We start from the raw sequence: 19,483 nt of genomic DNA on the forward strand, positions 1-19,483 counted from the left end.
GGTCGCCTGCATAGACTGGCCCGCGGCCGCAGCGATTCGAAATCTCGCAGCCCCGCCGACCCAAGTTCCTACGACCGGACGCAGTCATTTGAATCAGACCGGCCAGCTCTTTGCGACGACCACCGTGCCGGTTCTTGTTCCGCTGCCCGGCAATCGTCCGTACTCCTATGCGGTGCCGGACGGCATGTCCGTCCAGCCCGGGTCGATCGTCCAGGTGCCTCTCGGGCCGAGGCAGGTCGCAGGCGTCGTCTGGGACGGGGAGACCGACGATGTCGATCCGCGCAAGCTGCGGTCGATCACCAAGGTGTTCGACTGCCCGCCCCTCGACCACACGATGCGCCGGTTCATCGACTGGGTCGCGGATTATACGCTGTCGCCGCCCGGCCTCGTGGCCCGCATGGCCCTGCGCGCACCTGCCGCGTTCGATCCCGAGCCATGGATCGACGGGATTGCCCTAACAGACACACCGCCGAGCCGCCTGACCGAGGCGCGCGAGCGGGTTCTGGCGACGGCCGCCGAAGCCCCGACCTGGGCACGGCTCGGCCTGGCTCATGCCGCGGGGGTCACCACGTCGGTCGTCGATGGACTGATCAAGCAGGGCGTGTTCGAATGCGTCCGCCTGCCGCCGCCGCCCGCCGTCGCAGAACCCGACACGACCTATGGCCGTGCGAACCTGAACGAGAACCAGAGAGCGGCCGCCGATGCGCTGGCGGCAAAGGTCGCCGTCGATGGCTTCACCGCGACGCTGCTGGAGGGCGTCACCGGTTCGGGCAAGACCGAAGTCTATTTCGAGGCCGTTGCCGCGGCGTTGGAAAAGGGCCGCCAGGTGCTGATCCTGCTTCCGGAGATCGCCCTGACCCAGAGCTTCATCGACCGGTTCCATGCCCGCTTCGGGGCTCCGCCGGCGGAGTGGCATTCCGACGTCCCGCCGCGCCAGCGTGAGAAGGTCTGGCGCCAGATCGCCGAGGGCCGGGTCCGCATCGTCGCCGGCGCACGCTCGGCGCTCTTCCTGCCGTTCAACGATCTCGGCCTCATCATCGTCGATGAGGAGCATGACCCGGCCTACAAGCAGGAAGATCGAACTTTCTATCACGCCCGCGACATGGCGGTGGTTCGCGCCTCGATCGGCGCATTTCCGATTATTCTCGCCTCCGCGACACCGTCGGTGGAGACACGCGTCAACGCGGCGTCCGGCCGCTACGGTCATGTTCGCCTCACCGGCCGCTTCGCCGAGGCCGCGATGCCGGACCTGTCGCTGATCGACATGCGCAGCGCACCACCGGCCAGGGGCCGCTTCGTCTCCCCGGTGCTCGCCACCGCGATCGCGGAAACCGTCGCCAAGGGCGAGCAGGCGCTGCTGTTCCTCAATCGACGCGGTTATGCGCCGCTGACGCTATGCCGGATCTGCGGCCATCGGTTCCAGTGTCCCGACTGCTCGACCTGGCTCGTCGACCATCGCCTGCGCGGCCAGCTGCAGTGTCACCATTGCGGCTTCGCGGTGCCCCGACCCGAGGCCTGTCCGGAATGCGGCACGCTCGACCATCTGGTTGCCTGCGGACCGGGGGTGGAGCGCATCGCCGAGGAGATGCTCACCGATTTCCCGGACGCCCGGACGATCCTCCTGTCCTCGGACCTGCCCGGCGGTGCCCGGCGCCTTCGCCGCGAACTCGATGCCATCGCCGATGGAGAAGCCGACATCGTCATCGGCACCCAGCTCGTCGCCAAGGGTCACCATTTCCCGATGATGACGCTCGTGGGCGCGATCGACGCCGATTTGGGCCTCGCCAATGGCGACCCGCGCGCCGCCGAGCGTACCTTCCAGCTCCTCCATCAGGTAACGGGCCGAGCCGGACGCAGCGGCGGACGCGCCAGCCGCGGGATGATCCAGACCTGGCAGCCCGAACATCCGGTGATGCAGGCGATCGCTTCGGGCGACGCGAAGCGATTCTACGAGCGCGAGGTCAACGAGCGTGAACGCACGAGCCTCCCGCCCTTCGGACGGCTCGCCAGCATCATCGTATCGGCGAACAGCCGCAGGGAAGCGGAAGAATACGGCCGGGAGTTGCGCCGCGCCGCGCCTCAGGATTCCGCGATCGAGGTTCTGGGACCGGCGGAAGCGCCCCTGGCCGTGCTGCGCGGCCGTCACCGCTTCCGGCTCCTCGTCCACGCGCCGCGCAAGGCGCATATCCAGGGGTTCCTTCGGGCCCTGATCGCTGCCGCTCCCCGTCCCCGGGGATCGGTACAGATGCAGGTCGACGTGGACCCGCAAAGCTTTCTATAGGACAAGTGGAGACACGAGCGGGCATGAGGGAGAGAGCGATGCGCATGCGGGATGGTGGCACGAAGAGGATCATGGCGGCAGCGATGGCATGCGCGATCGGTCTGTCGGCTTGCGTGCCCGCACTGGCGCAGGACGCATCTTCCGAAAACGCCGTTCGCCTCGAGACATCGCCCTTTGCTCCGCCGAAGCCCGGACAGACGCCGTCGCTGAATGCCACCGAGACGCCACGCGTTCTGGCCCTCGGCCTGATGCACTGGTTTCCGCTCACCAGCCGCTGCACCTTCACCGACCCGAACCGCCATGGGGAAGACACGCTCGAGGGTGCGCCGGCGCCTTTCGTGTTCCTCACCATGGTGGATGGCAGCCAGGCCGGTCTCGAACGCGGCTATGTCATGGCCAACGGTCTCGTGCGTGAACTCGAGAAAGGTCGGACCGCCGCGACCAAGGATGGAGCCGTGGTCACCGTCTGGCGATCGGCCGGCGAACCGCGGATCAACGTCAATCTCGTCATCAGCGTCGTCCGCGACCGGGCCAACGAGACCCCCGAATTCGAGGGGAGCATGACCGTGTACTGGGGTGACAAGAAGGAACAGGTCGAGATCGTCGGCGAGTGCCGGAGCTAACGGGCGCCGCCGACCTGAACGCCACCACTGGAACTTTCCATGGAGCGCGCCAGCTTTGCGGCTTCGCGCCACGGCCGATCGGCTTCACGCGCTTGGATATTGATTCGGCTATGAGGCGGATGACGTGAGTATTGGACTGATTGCGCTGCTCGATGACCTTGCGGGTCTGGCCAAGGTGGCTGCAGCCTCGCTGGATGACGTGGCGGGTCAGGCGGCCAAGGCCGGCACCAAGGCCGCCGGCGTCGTCATCGACGACGCGGCGGTTACGCCGCGCTACGTCACCGGTTTCGCCGCGGAGCGCGAACTGCCGATCGTCGGCAAGATCGCCGTCGGTTCGCTGAAGAACAAGCTGATCTTCCTGCTGCCGATCGCCCTGGCACTCAGCTACTTCGCCCCCTGGGCGATCACCCCGCTGCTCATGCTTGGCGGCCTCTATCTGTCCTATGAGGGGGCAGAGAAGGTCTATGAGGCCCTGTTCCCGCACAAGGCCCACGCTCACGAGGAAGAAATCGGCAAGGCCGTGAGCGCGAAGACGCTGGAGGACCGCAAGGTCGCCAGTGCCATCAAGACCGACTTCATTCTCTCCGCCGAAATCATGGCGATCACCCTCTCCGGCCTCGAAGTCGGCGGCTTCTGGACACAGGTTGCCGTTCTGGCACTCGTCGGCATCGGAATCACCGCCGTCGTCTATGGCAGCGTCGCGATAATCGTGAAGGCGGACGACGTCGGCGTCGCGCTGGCAGGCAACCAGTCGGAATCGATCTTCGGCAGCCTGCTGCGCGGCATCGGTCGTGGCCTCGTGGTCGGCATGCCGTTCTTCCTCAAGGCCCTGACGGTCGTCGGAACCGCCGCAATGATCTGGGTTGGCGGTGGCATCATCGTGCATGGGCTCGAAGGCTATGGCGCGCCGTGGATCGGCCACACGATCGAACATCTGGCGGAAGTCGCTGCCCACGCGGTTCCTGTCCTTACCGGTGCCGTCCACTGGATCGTCTCCGCCACCGGCGCCGGCATCGTCGGCCTGGTGACTGGCGGGGCATTGATTCCCGTGATCGGCTACGTCGTCGCACCAACGTGGAAACGGCTGAACGGCCTCTTCGCCTGAGTTCGCGACGGGCCTCATCCGGGGGTCTCGACACCGGCTCCCGGCTGCCCTTTCACCTTGGCGGGCGCGTCTCTATAAGCCCGCGGGCCAGCCGATCCCGCCAATGGAGCCCCGATGGACTTCGCCCTGCCACAGACCAACGCCGACATGCTGCCGTTCGGGGCCGCCTGCATCACCATCCTCATGGGCCTGGTCGCACTCTTTGCGCCACGAATCACGCTGCGACTTCTGCGGCTGGAGACCCGTCAGACACATCCGGAAGCGCTGGCAGAATCACGTGCGACGATCGCCGGCTTCTGGCTGGGCGTGGGGATCGTCACGGTGGCCTTCTACAATCAGCCCTTCGTTCAGATGGCGCTGGGCGCCGGCTGGCTGTTCACCGGCTTCGGCCGCTTTGTATCGATCCTGTCCGACCGTGGCGCCACCCTGTTCAACTGGGTGTTCCTGCTCGTCGCGCTGGCACTGGCCGGGGCAGCGCTGGCGCCGGTTTTCGGCTTCATTCCCAACTGACGCCGGAATGCGCGAATTTGCGGCGCAAACCGCACCGAAGCCAAGTTGTCGCCGGGAAAACCCTATGCTAGAGGGTCCCCTGTCTTCGGAAGGACGGCGTGACTTGCTCGCGCGCCTTCCGGTATTCAATTAACGGTTTCAAGATTTTGGGGCGATCTCGCTTCGGGGCGCAACGAACAGCTTGAACGGAACGCGAAAGAGAAACGGTCGTCCGTGGCACAATCATCCTCTCCCGTTTCGGGGGTCGCAGACCGCTACGCCCAGTCCCTCTTCGAACTCGCACGTGACAACGGCGCGGTCGAAACCGTCGAGTCCGAGCTCGTCGCTTTTCAGGGACTGATCGACGAAAGCGCCGACTTCCGGCGGCTGGTTGAGAGCCCGGCCTTCACGTCGGGCGAGCAGCTCAGGGCGATCGATGCCGTCATGGCGTCGGTCCAGCCGAGCGAGCTCACCGGCAATTTCCTGCGCGTCGTGGCGGCCAACCGTCGCCTGTTCGCTTTTCCGGGCATGGTCCGCGGATTCCGCAAGATGGCGGCCGAGCACCGCGGCGAGATCGCCGCGGAGGTGACCAGTGCCCATCCCCTTACCGACGAGCAGCGCAGTCAGCTCGCCGAGGCTGTCGGCTCCTACGCCGGCAAGACCGTGACCATGCGCGAAAGCGTCGACCCGGCAATCCTCGGCGGACTCATCGTCCGGATCGGGTCGCGTCAGGTCGACACCTCGCTTCGCACCAAACTCAATTCGCTTAAGCTTGCACTGAAAGAGGTCGGCTGATGGACATCCGCGCCGCGGAAATTTCCGCAATCCTCAAGGACCAGATCAAGAACTTCGGTTCCGAGGCGGAAGTCTCGGAAGTCGGACAGGTTCTGTCGGTCGGTGATGGTATCGCCCGCGTCTACGGGCTCGACAACTGCCAGGCTGGCGAGATGGTCGAGTTCCCGGGTGGCATTCAGGGCATGGCCCTGAACCTTGAAGCCGACAATGTCGGCGTTGTCATCTTCGGCTCGGACCGGGCCATCAAGGAAGGCGACACCGTCAAGCGCACCGGCAACATCGTGGAAGTGCCGGTCGGCAAGGGCCTTCTGGGCCGCGTGGTCGATGGTCTCGGCAACCCGATCGACGGCAAGGGCCCGATCGAGTCCACCGAGCGCCGCCGCGTCGACGTCAAGGCGCCGGGCATCATCCCGCGCAAATCCGTGCACGAGCCGATGTCGACGGGCCTCAAGTCCATCGACGCTCTGATCCCGATCGGTCGCGGCCAGCGCGAACTCGTCATCGGTGACCGTCAGACCGGCAAGACCGCCATCATTCTGGACACCTTCCTGAACCAGAAGCCGGCGCACGACGAAGACCGCGAAGCCGACAAGCTCTACTGCATCTACGTCGCCGTCGGCCAGAAGCGCTCGACCGTCGCGCAGTTCGTCCGCACGCTCGAAGAGCGCGGTGCGATGGAGTATTCGGTGGTCATCGCCGCCACCGCATCCGACCCGGCACCGATGCAGTACATCGCGCCGTTCACCGGCTGTGCCATCGGCGAGTTCTTCCGCGACAACGCGATGCACGCCGTGATCGCCTATGACGATCTGTCCAAGCAGGCCGTCTCCTATCGCCAGATGTCGCTGCTGCTTCGCCGCCCGCCGGGCCGCGAAGCCTATCCGGGCGACGTCTTCTACCTGCATTCGCGCCTGCTGGAGCGTGCCGCCAAGCTCAACGACGAGCTGGGCGCCGGTTCCCTCACCGCACTGCCGGTCATCGAGACCCAGGCTGGCGACGTGTCGGCCTACATTCCGACCAACGTGATCTCGATCACGGACGGCCAGATCTTCCTCGAGACCACGCTGTTCTTCCAGGGCGTTCGCCCGGCGGTGAACGTCGGCCTTTCGGTGTCGCGCGTTGGTTCGTCGGCGCAGATCAAGGCGATGAAGCAGGTTGCCGGTTCGATCAAGGGCGAGCTCGCACAGTACCGCGAGATGGCGGCCTTTGCGCAGTTCGGCTCCGATCTCGATGCCGCAACCCAGCGTCTCCTCAACCGTGGTGCGCGACTGACGGAACTGCTCAAGCAGCCGCAGTTCTCGCCGCTGAAGACCGAAGAGCAGGTCGCGGTGATCTTCGCCGGCACCCAAGGCTACCTCGACAAGCTCCGGGTCGACCAGGTCGGCGAGTTCGAAGAGGGTCTGCTCAATTCGCTGCGCAGCGAGCACAAGGCCGTTCTCGACCAGATCGCCACCGAAAAGGCGCTCTCGGACGACCTCCGCGCCAAGCTGAAGTCGGCGATCGACAGCTTCGCCAAGAACTTCGCCTGAGCCAGAAAACCTGCCTGAGCTTCGCCCATTGGGGCGAAGCCAAGCCAGCGGGAGATAGCGCCAAGCCATGGCATCCCTGAAGGATCTGCGGAACCGCATCGCGTCGGTGAAGTCCACGCAGAAGATCACCAAGGCCATGCAGATGGTCGCGGCGGCCAAGCTGCGCCGGGCGGAAGAGGCAGCGCAGGCCGCGCGGCCCTATGCCGACCGCATGGCAGCGGTCCTCGCCAACATTTCCGGCGCCATGGAGGGCGATGGTCCTCCGTTGATGGTCGGTAACGGCAAGGACGATGTCCATCTGCTCGTCGTCTGCACGGCCGACCGCGGCCTGTGCGGCGGTTTCAACTCGTCCATCGTCAAGCTGGCCCGCTCGCATCAGCGCGAGCTGGAGGCGGCCGGCAAGACCGTGAAGTTCATGGTCGTCGGCAAGAAGGGCTGGGACCAGATGCGCCGCGATCTGGCCTCCAAGGTCATCGAGCGCACCGACCTTCGCGAAGCCAAGCGTGTCGGCTTCGAGCACGCCGAGGAGATCGGCCAGACGATCATCGACCTTTACGAGAAGGGCGAGTTCGACGTCTGCTCGGTCTTCTACTCCGCGTTCCAGAACGTCGTGACGCAGATCCCGACGCGTCAGCGCCTGATTCCCGCATCGGTCGATACCGGCGCCGAAGAGAACGTCTCCACGATCTACGAGTACGAGCCTGAGCCGGGCGAGATCCTCGAGGACCTTATCCCGCGCAACATCAAGATTCAGGTCCTGCATGCATTGCTGGAGAACGCCGCATCCGAACAGGGTGCGCGGATGTCGGCGATGGACAACGCCACGCGCAACGCCGGGGACATGATCGACCGTCTGTCGGTCTCCTACAACCGGCAGCGTCAGGCGCAGATCACGACGGAACTGGTCGAAATCATTTCGGGCGCCGAGGCGCTCTAGGTATCTGAGAGGAGGCCACCGATGGCTGACAACACAAACACAACCGGCTCGACGGGCCGCGTCGCCCAGGTCATCGGCGCCGTCGTCGACGTGGAGTTCGACGAAGGCCTGCCGGCGATTTTGAACGCTCTCGAGTGCGACAATCATGGCAACCGCCTGGTGCTCGAGGTCGCCCAGCATCTCGGCGAGAACACCGTTCGCACGATCGCCATGGATCTGACCGAGGGTCTGGTTCGCGGCCAGCCGGTCACCGATACCGGTGGCCCGATCGAGGTGCCTGTCGGTGACGGTACGCTCGGCCGCATCATGAACGTCATCGGCGAGCCGATCGACGAAGTCGGCCCGATCAAGTACGAATCCAAGCGCGGCATCCACCAGGAAGCCCCGGCCTATATCGAACAGTCGCCGGAGAGCCAGATCCTGGTCACCGGCATCAAGGTCATCGACCTTCTGGCTCCCTATGCTCGCGGCGGCAAGATCGGCCTGTTCGGCGGCGCCGGCGTTGGCAAGACCGTTCTGATCCAGGAACTGATCAACAACGTCGCCAAGGCGCACGGTGGTTATTCCGTCTTCGCCGGCGTCGGCGAGCGCACCCGCGAAGGTAACGATCTCTACCACGAGATGATCGAATCCGGCGTGAACAAGGACCCGCACGAGAACAACGGTTCGGCCGAAGGTTCGAAGGCTGCGCTGGTCTACGGTCAGATGAACGAGCCTCCCGGTGCCCGCGCCCGCGTCGCACTGACCGGTCTGACCATCGCCGAGCATTTCCGCGACCAGGGTCAGGACGTTCTGTTCTTCGTCGACAACATCTTCCGCTTCACCCAGGCGGGTTCCGAGGTTTCGGCGCTGCTCGGTCGTATTCCGTCGGCCGTGGGCTATCAGCCGACGCTGGCGACCGACATGGGCCAGATGCAGGAGCGCATCACGACCACCAACAAGGGTTCGATCACTTCGGTGCAGGCCATTTACGTGCCGGCCGACGATCTGACCGATCCGGCTCCGGCAACGTCCTTCGCCCATCTGGATGCGACGACGGTTCTCAACCGCGCCATCTCCGAAAAGGGCATCTACCCGGCCGTGGATCCGTTGGACTCCAACTCGCGCATGCTGTCGCCGATGATCATCGGTGAGGAGCATTACGATGTGGCCCGCCGCGTCCAGGAAATCCTGCAGAAGTACAAGTCGCTGCAGGACATCATCGCCATTCTCGGCATGGACGAGCTGTCCGAAGAGGACAAGCTGACGGTGGCCCGCGCCCGCAAGATCGAGCGTTTCCTGTCGCAGCCTTTCTTCGTCGCGGAAGTCTTCACCGGCGCGCCGGGCCAGCTGGTTCCGCTGGAAGACACGATCAAGTCGTTCAAGGGCCTCGTGGCCGGCGAATACGATCATCTGCCGGAGGCCGCCTTCTACATGGTCGGCTCCATCGAGATGGCCGTCGAGAAGGCTCAGCGCCTGGCTGCGGAAGCCGCGTAAGTCTGAACGATCGACCTGAAGGAAAGCGGGCAGCGTCCGCTTTCCCCATTCCATGAAGTGCTCTGTGGCCATTGTCGGTGCGGAGCCAGACAGGCAAGCGACAGATGGCTGACAGCTTCCAGTTCGAACTCGTCTCTCCCGAGCAGCTGCTCCTGTCGGAAGCAGTGACGGCGGTCAACGTGCCCGGCGCCGAAGGCTATTTCACGGTCATGGCGCATCATGCGCCGGTCATGACGACGTTGAAGCCGGGTGTCGTCGTTGCGACCCTCGAAGGCGGCGCGGAACAGCGGATCTTCGTTCTCGGCGGCTTTGCCGACGTCAACGAGAATGGCTTCACCCTGCTGGCCGAGCGTGCGACCCCGGTCGATCAGCTCGACAGTGCCGAGCTCGACGGCCAGATCCGCGACGCGGAAGAGGATGTCGCCGACGCCGCGACCCCGGAGGCGAAGGCCAAGGCACAGCATTCCCTCGCCCAGCTTCGCGAAGCCCGGACAGCCGCCGGCGTCTGACAGCGCCGACCGATAGATCGAAAAAGGCCGGCTCTCAGCCGGCCTTTTTTATGGCGTGTCGGCCCCGCGCTTTCCACCGGCGCCAGTCACACCTGCGGTTCAGGCGGTGAAATCGCGGAACGCCTCGAAGACGCGGCCGTAAACCTCGCGCTTGAAGGGAACGATGAGGTCGAAGACCTCGCTCGCCGGCTTCCAGGCCCAGTCGTCGAACTCGGCGGCATGCCCATCAGGCGGCGGATTGATGGAGATCTCGCTCTCGTCGCCTTCGAAGCGGAATGCGAACCAGCGCTGGGTCTGGCCGCGATAGCGCCCCTTGAACGCGACGCCCACGAGCTGGGGCGGCAGATCGTAGTCGATCCAGTCCGGAGCCTCATGGAGCAGTGAAACCGATCGCATGCCGGTTTCCTCGAAGAGTTCGCGTTTCGCCGCTGGCAGGGGCTCCTCGTCCTTGTCGATGCCCCCCTGGGGCATCTGCCACAGTTGCGACGCGCCGGACATCTCGCCCTGGTCCTCGATCAACCGCCGGCCAACCCAGACGAGCCCTTCCTTGTTCAGCACCATGATCCCGACGCAGGGTCGGTAGGGCAGGTTCTCGAATTCGATAGGCTTCATCGTTCACCAGTGTTCGTTTGGCGGGAGCCATCGCTCCCCTCCCCTGCGATTATCGGGCAGGGTGCCATGCGAACAAGGGGAGTGCCGCCGATCCGCGCGACGACCCCGTGAGTGCCGCTTACCGCACGCCGTCGATTGGCGTGTCAGCGACGCTCGGGATCGTTGGCAAGGGCCGACAGGGGCACGATCTCGATGCCGCGTCCGCGCGCCTCCCCGATCCACTTCGCAATGGTGGCGACACTGACATCGAAGGCCGACGCGACCCCGATCGCGGTCCCTTCGGCGCGTGCGATCCGCTCCAGCGTGTCGAGCTGACTGCGGATATCCGCCGGATCCTGTGATCGGTCGATCGACAGGTCCGACACCGCCGCGGGCACGCTCTGCAGTTGCGCGGTGTCGGCGGCCACCGAACGCAGGGACGACGCGTCGTCGAAGAACATCAGGCCGCGACGGCCGAGTTCGGCGATCAACGGCTCCATGGCGGCGGGCTCGGCGACGAAGCGCCCACCCATGTAGTTCATGATGCCGACATAGTTGGTGATGGTCGCGAGAGAGGCGTGAAGCGCGCTCAGATCGCCGGCAGCGGCATCGCCGACGGTGAGCGTGTCCTCGCCCGGATCGACCTGCGGATAGCCGACAGGCTCCATTGGCACCTGCAGAACCAGCTCATGGCCGCTGCGACGCGCCTCCTGCATCCAGCGATCGAGACTGTTGCCGGATGGCGAAAAGCCGAATGTCACTCCGGGCGGCAGCGACCCGATGGCGTTCATTGTGCCGGTCTGGCTTATGCCTAGCCCACCCACGACGATGGCAATGCGCGTTCCAGGCTTCCCGCTCCAAGCGCCGGCGTAGACATCGTAGGGGCGCCGCCCGTCCGGCGCGCGCGCGGGCAGCGGCCCGTAGGCGCTGTCTTCGATGAGCGCATCATCGGGCATGTGGGCGGTACTGGGGTTCTGACGTAGCGACTGCGGATCCTCGACGCGAAAGCCGACACCGCCACGCGGCGGCGGTGCGGTATCCGACCCGGAAATCACCACAGGGAGCTGTTCGCGCACGACAGGCGCCGGGCTCGCAGCAACAACGGTCGGGGGAGGTTCAGAGGACGCAGCGACGTCAAACCGGTCCACCATCCGCGGTTGGGGTTGGCCGAACAGGGCGATGGCGGTGGAGCCGGCAATGATCGTCGTTGCCGCGCAGGCGAACCCGATGGTCGCGGCCGACAGCCGGCGCCGCCGGATCACGCCGTCGTCGAGGTCGAGACCGAGAGGCTGATAGAGGGGACCGCGCATGGATCTCGTTTAGCGAGCCAAGCTGGAACGGGGCTCGCGGGACGTAGCAGGGACTGCACACCATCAGGCGATAGATAGCAGAAAGCCCGGCCGTCCAGGGACGACCGGGCCTGCATTTCGTCGGATCGCTGGAGCAGCGACCGGATCAGTTGGCCGCGTTGGCTTCCTGCTTGGGCGGGAACATCGCGTTCGATTTCACACCGTTGAGAAGATCGAGGGCATACTGCAGCTGCAGATCGTCCTCTTCCTCCGGCGGCACGTAGTCGAGCGAACCGGAGCCCTCGTCGGTCTCCTCGTTGCCGGTGATGTGACCGCGCAGGGAAGATTCGCCCCGCGTCAGGTCGTCCTCGGCATCGAGACCCATCTGCTCACGGATTTCCGGCGGCAGCGGCTGCTCGACGGTGATGTCCGGATCGATGCCGCGCCCCTGGATCGAGCGGCCGGACGGCGTGTAGTAGAGCGCCGTCGTCAGCCGCAGCGCACCATTGGCGCCAAGCGGGATGATCGTCTGCACGGAGCCCTTGCCGAAGGAACGCGAGCCGACGATCGTTGCACGGCGCTGGTCCTGCAGGGCACCCGCGACGATCTCCGAGGCCGACGCCGAACCGCCATTGACCAGGACGACGAGCGGCTTGCCGTCGATCTCGTCGCCCGAGCGCGCGTTGTAGCGCCGGGTCTCATCAGCGTTGCGACCGCGGGTCGACACGATCTCGCCCTTGCCGAGGAACGCGTCGGACACCGAGACGGCTTCGTCCAGAAGGCCACCCGGATTACGACGCATGTCGAGGATGTAGCCCTTCACCTTGTCGGCGCCGATCTTCTCCTCGATGTCGGCAATGGACTCTTCCAGGCCGACCGTCGTCTGCTCGTTGAACTTCATCAGCTTGATGTAGCCGATGTCGCCCTTCACCGAGTGGCGCACCGACGGCACCTTGATCTCGTCGCGCGTCACGGTCAGGCGTACCGGCTTGTTCGCGCCTTCCCGGATGATGACCAGATCGACGCTGGTGCCGATGTCGCCCTTCATCCGGTCGACCGCTTCGCCGAGCGTCAGTCCGCGAACCTGCTCGCCGTCGATCTCGGCGATGAGGTCGCCGGCCAGGATGCCGGCCTTGTCGGCAGGCGTACCGTCGAAGGGAGAAACGACCTTGACCAGTTCGTCTTCCATGGTGACTTCGATACCCAGGCCACCGAACTGGCCACGGGTCTCGGTCCGCATGTCGGCGGCCTGCTCGGCGTTCATGTAGCTCGAATGCGGATCGAGCGACGTCAGCATGCCATTGATCGCCGTCTCGACCAGCTTCTGGTCGTCCGGTTCATCGACATACTGGGCGCGAACCCGTTCGAACACGTCGCCGAAGATCGCGAGCTGCCGATAGGTGTCGGAACCTGCAGCATTCGCGGCACCGGCGTTCTGACCGACCACGGTCATTGCCGTTGCCCCCATCAGCGCCCCGGCAAAGAGTATCGAGAGCTTACGAATCATTCCTCGTCCTTCCAGAGGGTTGGTCGATCCACCAAGGTGACGGATCCACCGGCTTTCCGTCCTTTCGGAACTCGACGTAGAGCGCGGGCTCCGAGACGCCGAATTCGGCAACTGCAATACTCGCCAGGCGCTTGGCCCCCATCGTCGCGACAGGTTCCCCGGCCGACACGAACGAGCCCGGTTCCACATCGATCCGGGCCATTCCGGCCAAGACCACATGATAGCCGTCGCCCGCATCAAGGATCAATAGTTGCCCGTAGGAACGGAAGGGTCCGGCGTAGAGCACATTCGCGTCTGCGGGGGCGGTGACGACGTCCTGCGCGCGGGCAGCGAATGATGCTCCGGTGGTTTCGCGGCCGATGTCGTCCTTCTCCCCGAATCCGATGAGCTGCTTGCCAGCTACCGGCCTCGACAATCGTTTTTTCATTGTCGAAAATGCGGCGGATGGCGCAAGTCGCGGCGCCTGACGGCGAAGTGACGCAATATCGTAGCGTCCCGCGGACGACGGCCGGGCGACCTTGTCCGCAGACGTATCAAGCGCGGCGACCTCGACCGCCTCTTCGGCGTCTGTCTCTGCGGCAGGATCGGACGACGTCTCGGCAGATGCGAGTGCAGGACCGTCCTGCGGCGCGTCGTCGCCAGGAAGCGGCACATCCGCCTGTGCAGTCACTAATGCCTCAGGATCGCCATCCGCGCCGATGCGCGCCGTTCGCCGCGTTTCGATGACGTCCTGCTCGCGTTCCAGCCGTTCGGCCTCTAGCCGGTTCGCCTGGCTGCGGGCCTCGGCCTCGGCTGCGACACGTGCCAGTTCGCGCGCTTTTACCTCCGCAGCGCGACGTTCCGCTTCCGCCGCTTCGCTCGCCCTCGCCTGTTCGACATCGGCCTGCAACGAGGCGATCAGGTCCTTGAGATCGGTTGCCTTCGCCGCGAGATCGGCGGCACGCGCTGCTTCGGCTGCGCGACGGTCGCGATTGGCCGCTTCCAGCCGCTGCTTTTCGGCGATCAGCCGTTCCAGCCGCTGCTCTTCCTTCCGATAGCGCGTGAGCTGTTCGGCGAAGCGCTGCTTCTCCGCGGAGATCTCGGCCCGGACGGATGCCAGCCGCTCCAGATCAGCGACCAGGGCGGTGGTCTGCTCGTGGATGGCCGGGACGACCGCACCCAGCAGAATGGCGCTGCGGACAGAGCCGAGCGCGTCGTTCGGTTTCACCAGCAGCGCGGGGGGCGGCTTGCGTCCCATTCTTTCGAGCGCCGCCAGAACCTGTGCCAGAAGACCGCGGCGCTCGCGCAGCGACGCCTTGATCGTCCCCTCCTCGGTTGCCAGCCTGTCAACGCGCTCTTCCGTCGCCGCAATCTCCCGGCTGATACCCTTCTGGGCCTCGGCGGCCGAAATCATGGCGGCGCGAACACGACCCTGATCCTCGGACAGCGCGGCGATCTCCGCATCCAGCGACCTGATGGTCTCTTCCGACAGTTCGATGCTTTGCGACAGGGCGACGAGGTCGGCGGCAGTCTGGCGTCGCTGACGTTCCAGGACGTCGGAACTCGCCGGTTCGACCGAGCCGACCGCCATTGGATCGAGGTCCGAACGATCCGGCGAGGCTGCGCCATCTTCCGACAGAGCCAAGGATGGCAGCGGATGCAGCGCAGTCATGGCGCACAGCAGGGCAGCGGTGATGCGCCACCGCCGGTATCTGCGTCCGCCGCCGCCTGTCCGCCCGTTGATCAAGACCGCCCTTTCCCGTGCAAATCGCAGGGATGTCATAGCTGATTTGGAGGATAGAATCAGGCCGTTAACAAGCAATCAACCATCGTCGGACGAGCAGGCTGCGAACGCCACCGTGCGGGCATATCTACAACCTTGGCTCGCACCTCCCGGCAGCTCCGGTTGAAGCCCCCCGGACCGCATCTCTCGTGCCCCTCCTGCCCCGAAGATCAGCTCCGGTGGTAGGGATGGCCCGCCAGGATGGTCGCCGCGCGGTAAAGCTGCTCGGCGATGAGAATCCGCGCGATCTGATGGGGATAGGTCAGGCGGCCGAGCGACAGCGTCAGATCGGCCGATGATCGGAGTGTTTCGTCATGGCCGTCGGGACCGCCGATGAGGACCGCAGCATCGCGCCGTCCGGCATCGCGAAAATCGGCCAATGCTGCTGCGAACTCTTCCGACGAGAGCGTTCGCCCCCTTTCGTCGAGGACGATCCGCACACTCGTCTCCGCCAGGGGCGCGGTCAGCCGCGCCGCCTCGTCGCGCTTGCGCTCGGATGTTGTGGACAGACGCGATTCGGGAAATTCGGAAAGGCCGGCATAATCCAGCCCCAGCGCGCCGCCCGTTTTCTTGAGCCGATCGAGATAGCGATCCGCAAGCTCACGCTCGGGACCGGCTTTCATCCGCCCGATGGCCGCAATGGACAGCCGCATCGCCCGAGCTCCTTCTCGGCCGAAGCCTGCTCATCGTTATGTTCTGGCCTCGGGCAGCCTCGCCGCCGCGGTCCAGAAACTGCGGCGTCCCCTTCGGGGGACGCGCAGGGCTCTAGTGTACCGTCGAATCTCCGGCGTCGCCGACCGTCCACATCTTCTCGATATTGTAGAAGCTGCGGACTTCGGGACGGAAGATATGGACGATGATGTCGCCCGTATCGATCAGTACCCAGTCGCCGTTCTGCAGGCCTTCCACCTTCATTTCAGACCCGAAGCCTTGCTGCTTGAGGTCGCGAAGGAGGTTGCCGGCGACGGCGCTGACATGACGGTTCGACCGGCCGGAGACGATCACCATGTGATCGGCCAGTGCGGACTTGCCCTGCATGTCGATGGAGACGATGTCTTCGCCCTTCGAATCTTCCAGACTCGAGGTGACGAGTTCGATTGCGGACCGGCCAACCGTAGCATCGGTGGCGGGCGCGTCAGAAGGAGAGGTCTCGAAGACGTCCTTCGTTTCAGCCGCAGGTCTCAGTGTCAATTTCCCTTTCCACGGGCGCGGACCAGAGTCCCGATTGGCCCTGATCAGGTCTCATGTAGGCAGCCATCCGTGTCCGTTTCAAGACATCTGGGGCAATCAGCACAACTCCCGTTGCGGCAACAGCACAACGCGACACGGGTACCGGGTCGTTCTCAGTCCCGGGTAGCAACAAGCCCGATCATTCCGTCGTGTTTGTGCGGAGCGACTGGCCGCCCCCGAACGCACCACTTACACCACCTAGCCGGCAGACCTCAGAACGAGCGACAGCGGAGCTGGGATACGCCTGCGTCCTATATGGTAGTGGGGCGTGCAATTTGCACCGAAAGCGACTATCTGGCGGCATGCAGTTGCAGGAGCGCGCCACCGGCGACGTTCCGCGGGCAGAACCGAACGGCGATCCGGCGTCCCGACGCGACTGACCGCCAACCGGCGTTCGGCCCCGCCGCCGCATGGCGCGGCAACACCATTTCGATCTGGAGAAGTTTCTCGTGAGCGCGACCGCCGATACCCTACCGACCCGTGCCAATGCTTCGGCCACGCGATCCGATCATACGACCCGGCGCACCTTCGCCATCATCTCGCATCCGGACGCCGGCAAGACGACGCTGACCGAGAAGCTGCTTCTGGCCGGCGGCGCCATCGAGATGGCCGGTGCCGTCCGCTCGAAGGGCAACGGCCGGCGCGCCAAGTCCGACTGGATGGACATCGAGAAGAACCGCGGCATCTCGGTCACCTCGTCGGTCATGACCTTCGAGAAGCATGGCATCACCTTCAACCTGCTCGACACCCCCGGCCACAGCGACTTTTCCGAGGATACCTACCGGACGCTGACCGCCGTCGACAGCGCGATCATGGTGATCGACGCGGCCAAGGGCATCGAGGCGCAGACGCGCAAGCTGTTCGAGATCTGCCGCCTGCGCGACATTCCGATCGTCACCTTCATCAACAAGATCGACCGCGAAGGCCTCGACCCCTTCGAACTGCTCGACGAGATCGAGGAGCAGCTCGCCCTCACCGTCGCGCCGGTGGTCTGGCCGGTCGGCCAGGGCGGCTTGTTCAAGGGCTGCTACGATCTCGCCGCCAATGACTTTCTCGTCGCCGGCAGCGACAAGACGGTGCATTTCGAGGGCGGCCTGGACGATCCCGGTCTCGCCATGGTGATGCACCCCGACACCTATGCCGGCTTCCGCGATGCGGCGGAGCTCGCGGCCGAGGGCTATGCCGATTTCGACCCCGTCGCCTATCGCCAGGGGCATCTGACCCCGGTGGTCTTCGGCAGCGCGCTGCAGAACTTTGCCGTCGACCGCCTGATGGACCTGATCGCCGCGCATGCTCCGGCACCGCGGCCGCAGCCTTCCGACAAGGGGCCCATTGCCCCGGAGGGCGACAAGGTCTCCGGCTTCGTCTTCAAGGTGCAGGCGAACATGGACCCCAAGCACCGCGACCGCGTCGCCTTCGTGCGGTTCTGTTCGGGCCACTTCAAGCGCGGCATGAAGCTGGACCATGTCCGCTCGGCCAAGCAGCTGGCCGTGTCCAACCCGATCTACTTCTTCGCCCAGGAACGCGCGCTGACGGAAGAAGCTTTCGCCGGCGACGTCATCGGCATTCCCAACCACGGAACGCTGCGGGTGGGCGACACGCTGACCGAAGGCGAGAACTTCCGGTTCACGGGGCTTCCCGCCTTCGCACCGGAAGTGCTCCGCCGCGTCCGGCTGGAAGATTCGATGAAGCTGAAGCAGCTTCGCCGGGGCCTTGAGGACCTGGCCGAAGAAGGTCTCGTGCAGGTCTTCCGCTCGTCGATCGGCTCCGACTGGATCGTCGGCGTCGTCGGCCCCCTGCAGCTGGACGTGCTCGCCTCCCGCATCGCCGGGGAATACAAGGCGGATGTCAGCTTCGAGCCGGTGCCGTTCAACGTGGCGCGCTGGATCCGCTGCGAGAACGAGGCGACGCTGCAGGCCTTCGTCAAGGACAACGTCACCCATGTCGCGCGCGATCGCGACGAGCGGCCGGTCTATCTGTGCCGCGACGAATGGGACCTGCGCTACATCCAGGACCGCAACAAGGACATCGTCTTCGATTCCACCCGCGAGATCGTCGGACAATAGTCAGCAAAGGCTCGCCCCTGTCGCGAGAGGTGCCCGCCTCTGCAGGCCTCAGCCCATGAACTGGCCGCCATTCACCTCGATCACCTGTCCGGTCACATATCCGGACAGGATGGGACTGGCGAGAAACAGATAGGCCGGCGCGCAGTCCTCGGCAGTGCCGAGCCGCTTCAGCGGGATCGAGGCGGCCGTCGGATCGAGCTTTTCCTGGGTCGAGTAGCGACGGTGGAAGTCGGTCATGATGGTGCCAGGCGACACCGCGTTGACGCGAATGTGGTCAGGCGCGAGTTCGCGGGCGAGCGCACGCGTCCAGGTCGAGATGAACGCCTTCGACGCCGAATAGAGCGAGGAACCGGCACTTCCACCGATCGTCGCTGAGATCGATGACGTGTTGACGATGGACGCCCCTTTGGCCGCCTTCAGCGCGGGCAGCAGCGCGGTCGTGAGGGTGACGACCGAGCGGACGTTCAGATCGACGACCTGATCGTACTGGGCCTGCGTGACCTCGCCGGCAGCAACCCGGCCGCCCATAGTGCCCGCATTGTTGACGAGAACATCGATGCGTTCACCGGTCTCCGCGAGGATGGCACGCGCGAGCGTCTCGCCACCGTCCGGCTGCGCCAAGTCCCCCGTGAGCACCGTCAGCCGCGCGCGATGCGCGTCGGGCAGGTCCGCGAGAAGGTCATTCTCCGCATGCTCCACGGTGCGGCCGACATGGGCGACAACTGCCGCACCCGTCGCAAGAAACGCCCGGGCGACTGCCGCGCCGATCCCCCGCCCTGCCCCCGTGACGACGACCGTCTGGCCGGCGAAGAGCGCTTGGTCGAACCCGTTTGTCATGAACCTCTCCATGATGTGAACTGCGGCAGGTGAACGGCGCTGCGACCCGCGCCCGGTTCGCCGGCTACGATTTGGGGCGGCGTATGGCGAGCCCGATCCCGGCGGCGCCGACCAGGAGCCAACCGGCGATCAGCAACGTCCCGCCGATGGGCGCGGCGTTGGCGAACAGTCGCCCGCCCCAGGCGATCCGCGCCGCCAGATCACCCGAAAACAGAAGCGTTCCGGCAATGATCAAGAGGCCGGCCAAGGGAGCGAGCCGCGGCATTCTGGAAACGAACGCGGCGAGGCCGAGAAGCGATGGCGCGTGAACCAGGGCAATCGCCGCGGCAGTTGCAGCCAGCTGTGCGTTGCCACCGCCATGCGCTGCCACGGCAGCCCCTGCGACGCCTGCTGCTCCGAAGAGGCCGGCGAAGCCGACGAAGAGTGCGATCATGGGGACTCCCTTGGAACCGACCTA

General features: G+C 65.3%; 18 protein-coding genes. 10 read left to right on the plus strand and 8 right to left on the minus strand.

Annotated features, from left to right (window positions below):
* Window positions 1-88 precede the first annotated feature (88 nt).
* From H9Q09_RS05875 to H9Q09_RS05915, 9 genes are all read left to right on the plus strand, one after another.
* Window positions 89-2,281: a primosomal protein N' gene (locus H9Q09_RS05875; protein ID WP_187390280.1), complete on the plus strand. Its 2,193-nt coding sequence runs from the start codon at window positions 89-91 to the stop codon at window positions 2,279-2,281.
* Window positions 2,282-2,364: 83 nt separating this feature from the next.
* Window positions 2,365-2,904, plus strand: a complete 540-nt coding sequence (locus H9Q09_RS05880) for a hypothetical protein (RefSeq protein WP_210315233.1) — start codon at window positions 2,365-2,367, stop codon at window positions 2,902-2,904.
* 124 nt (window positions 2,905-3,028) lie between these two features.
* The gene (locus H9Q09_RS05885) at window positions 3,029-4,009 is read left to right on the plus strand and encodes a DUF808 domain-containing protein (RefSeq protein WP_187390282.1); all 981 of its coding nucleotides are present in this window, start codon (window positions 3,029-3,031) and stop codon (window positions 4,007-4,009) included.
* A 114-nt stretch (window positions 4,010-4,123) separates the two neighbouring features.
* Complete coding sequence (locus tag H9Q09_RS05890) at window positions 4,124-4,519, plus strand: DUF4345 family protein (RefSeq protein ID WP_187390283.1); 396 nt, start codon at window positions 4,124-4,126, stop codon at window positions 4,517-4,519.
* A gap of 213 nt (window positions 4,520-4,732) precedes the next feature.
* A complete protein-coding gene (locus H9Q09_RS05895; protein ID WP_187390284.1) occupies window positions 4,733-5,293 on the plus strand; it encodes a F0F1 ATP synthase subunit delta in 561 nt (186 codons plus the stop codon).
* Window positions 5,293-6,822 carry a F0F1 ATP synthase subunit alpha gene (gene atpA / locus H9Q09_RS05900; protein ID WP_024348970.1) on the plus strand — a complete coding sequence of 510 codons (1,530 nt, stop codon included), beginning with the start codon at window positions 5,293-5,295 and terminating at the stop codon, window positions 6,820-6,822. The genes H9Q09_RS05895 and atpA overlap by 1 nt, the downstream gene beginning before the upstream one ends.
* A 67-nt stretch (window positions 6,823-6,889) precedes the next feature.
* A complete protein-coding gene (locus H9Q09_RS05905; protein ID WP_024348971.1) occupies window positions 6,890-7,759 on the plus strand; it encodes a F0F1 ATP synthase subunit gamma in 870 nt (289 codons plus the stop codon).
* A gap of 21 nt (window positions 7,760-7,780) precedes the next feature.
* Window positions 7,781-9,235, plus strand: coding sequence for a F0F1 ATP synthase subunit beta (atpD, locus tag H9Q09_RS05910; RefSeq protein WP_024348972.1), 1,455 nt, complete (start codon window positions 7,781-7,783; stop codon window positions 9,233-9,235).
* Window positions 9,236-9,339: 104 nt separating this feature from the next.
* The gene (locus tag H9Q09_RS05915; RefSeq protein WP_187390285.1) at window positions 9,340-9,744 is read left to right on the plus strand and encodes a F0F1 ATP synthase subunit epsilon; all 405 of its coding nucleotides are present in this window, start codon (window positions 9,340-9,342) and stop codon (window positions 9,742-9,744) included.
* 99 nt (window positions 9,745-9,843) lie between these two features.
* Here the strand turns inward: H9Q09_RS05915 and H9Q09_RS05920 are convergent, their stop codons facing one another.
* From H9Q09_RS05920 to rsfS, 6 genes are all read right to left on the minus strand, one after another.
* A complete protein-coding gene (locus H9Q09_RS05920) occupies window positions 9,844-10,356 on the minus strand; it encodes an RNA pyrophosphohydrolase (protein WP_187390286.1) in 513 nt (170 codons plus the stop codon).
* A 143-nt stretch (window positions 10,357-10,499) separates the two neighbouring features.
* Entirely contained in the window at window positions 10,500-11,597 is a 1,098-nt protein-coding gene (locus H9Q09_RS05925; RefSeq protein ID WP_348646277.1) for a divergent polysaccharide deacetylase family protein, read from the minus strand.
* Between the two features lie 193 nt (window positions 11,598-11,790).
* The gene (locus H9Q09_RS05930; protein WP_024348976.1) at window positions 11,791-13,131 is read right to left on the minus strand and encodes a S41 family peptidase; all 1,341 of its coding nucleotides are present in this window, start codon (window positions 13,129-13,131) and stop codon (window positions 11,791-11,793) included.
* Window positions 13,121-14,857: a peptidoglycan DD-metalloendopeptidase family protein gene (locus H9Q09_RS05935; protein ID WP_187390288.1), complete on the minus strand. Its 1,737-nt coding sequence runs from the start codon at window positions 14,855-14,857 to the stop codon at window positions 13,121-13,123. The genes H9Q09_RS05930 and H9Q09_RS05935 overlap by 11 nt, the downstream gene beginning before the upstream one ends.
* A gap of 206 nt (window positions 14,858-15,063) precedes the next feature.
* Window positions 15,064-15,546 carry a 23S rRNA (pseudouridine(1915)-N(3))-methyltransferase RlmH gene (rlmH, locus tag H9Q09_RS05940; protein ID WP_187390289.1) on the minus strand — a complete coding sequence of 161 codons (483 nt, stop codon included), beginning with the start codon at window positions 15,544-15,546 and terminating at the stop codon, window positions 15,064-15,066.
* 112 nt (window positions 15,547-15,658) lie between these two features.
* Complete coding sequence (gene rsfS / locus H9Q09_RS05945) at window positions 15,659-16,084, minus strand: ribosome silencing factor (protein WP_009208606.1); 426 nt, start codon at window positions 16,082-16,084, stop codon at window positions 15,659-15,661.
* A 449-nt stretch (window positions 16,085-16,533) separates the two neighbouring features.
* Between rsfS and H9Q09_RS05950 the strand changes: the two genes are divergently transcribed.
* Window positions 16,534-18,189 (plus strand): peptide chain release factor 3, encoded by a 1,656-nt coding sequence (locus tag H9Q09_RS05950; protein WP_210315234.1) that lies wholly within the window; start codon window positions 16,534-16,536, stop codon window positions 18,187-18,189.
* Between the two features lie 48 nt (window positions 18,190-18,237).
* Here the strand turns inward: H9Q09_RS05950 and H9Q09_RS05955 are convergent, their stop codons facing one another.
* Both H9Q09_RS05955 and H9Q09_RS05960 read right to left on the minus strand, forming a co-directional pair.
* On the minus strand, window positions 18,238-19,026 hold the full coding sequence (locus tag H9Q09_RS05955) for an SDR family oxidoreductase (RefSeq protein WP_187390467.1): 789 nt from the start codon (window positions 19,024-19,026) through the stop codon (window positions 18,238-18,240).
* A gap of 64 nt (window positions 19,027-19,090) precedes the next feature.
* Window positions 19,091-19,459, minus strand: coding sequence for a DUF423 domain-containing protein (locus H9Q09_RS05960; protein ID WP_187390291.1), 369 nt, complete (start codon window positions 19,457-19,459; stop codon window positions 19,091-19,093).
* Window positions 19,460-19,483: the final 24 nt, after the last annotated feature.

Source organism: Aurantimonas sp. DM33-3 (assembly GCF_014334315.1).
GTDB classification, from domain to species: Bacteria; Pseudomonadota; Alphaproteobacteria; order Rhizobiales; family Rhizobiaceae; genus Aurantimonas; species Aurantimonas coralicida.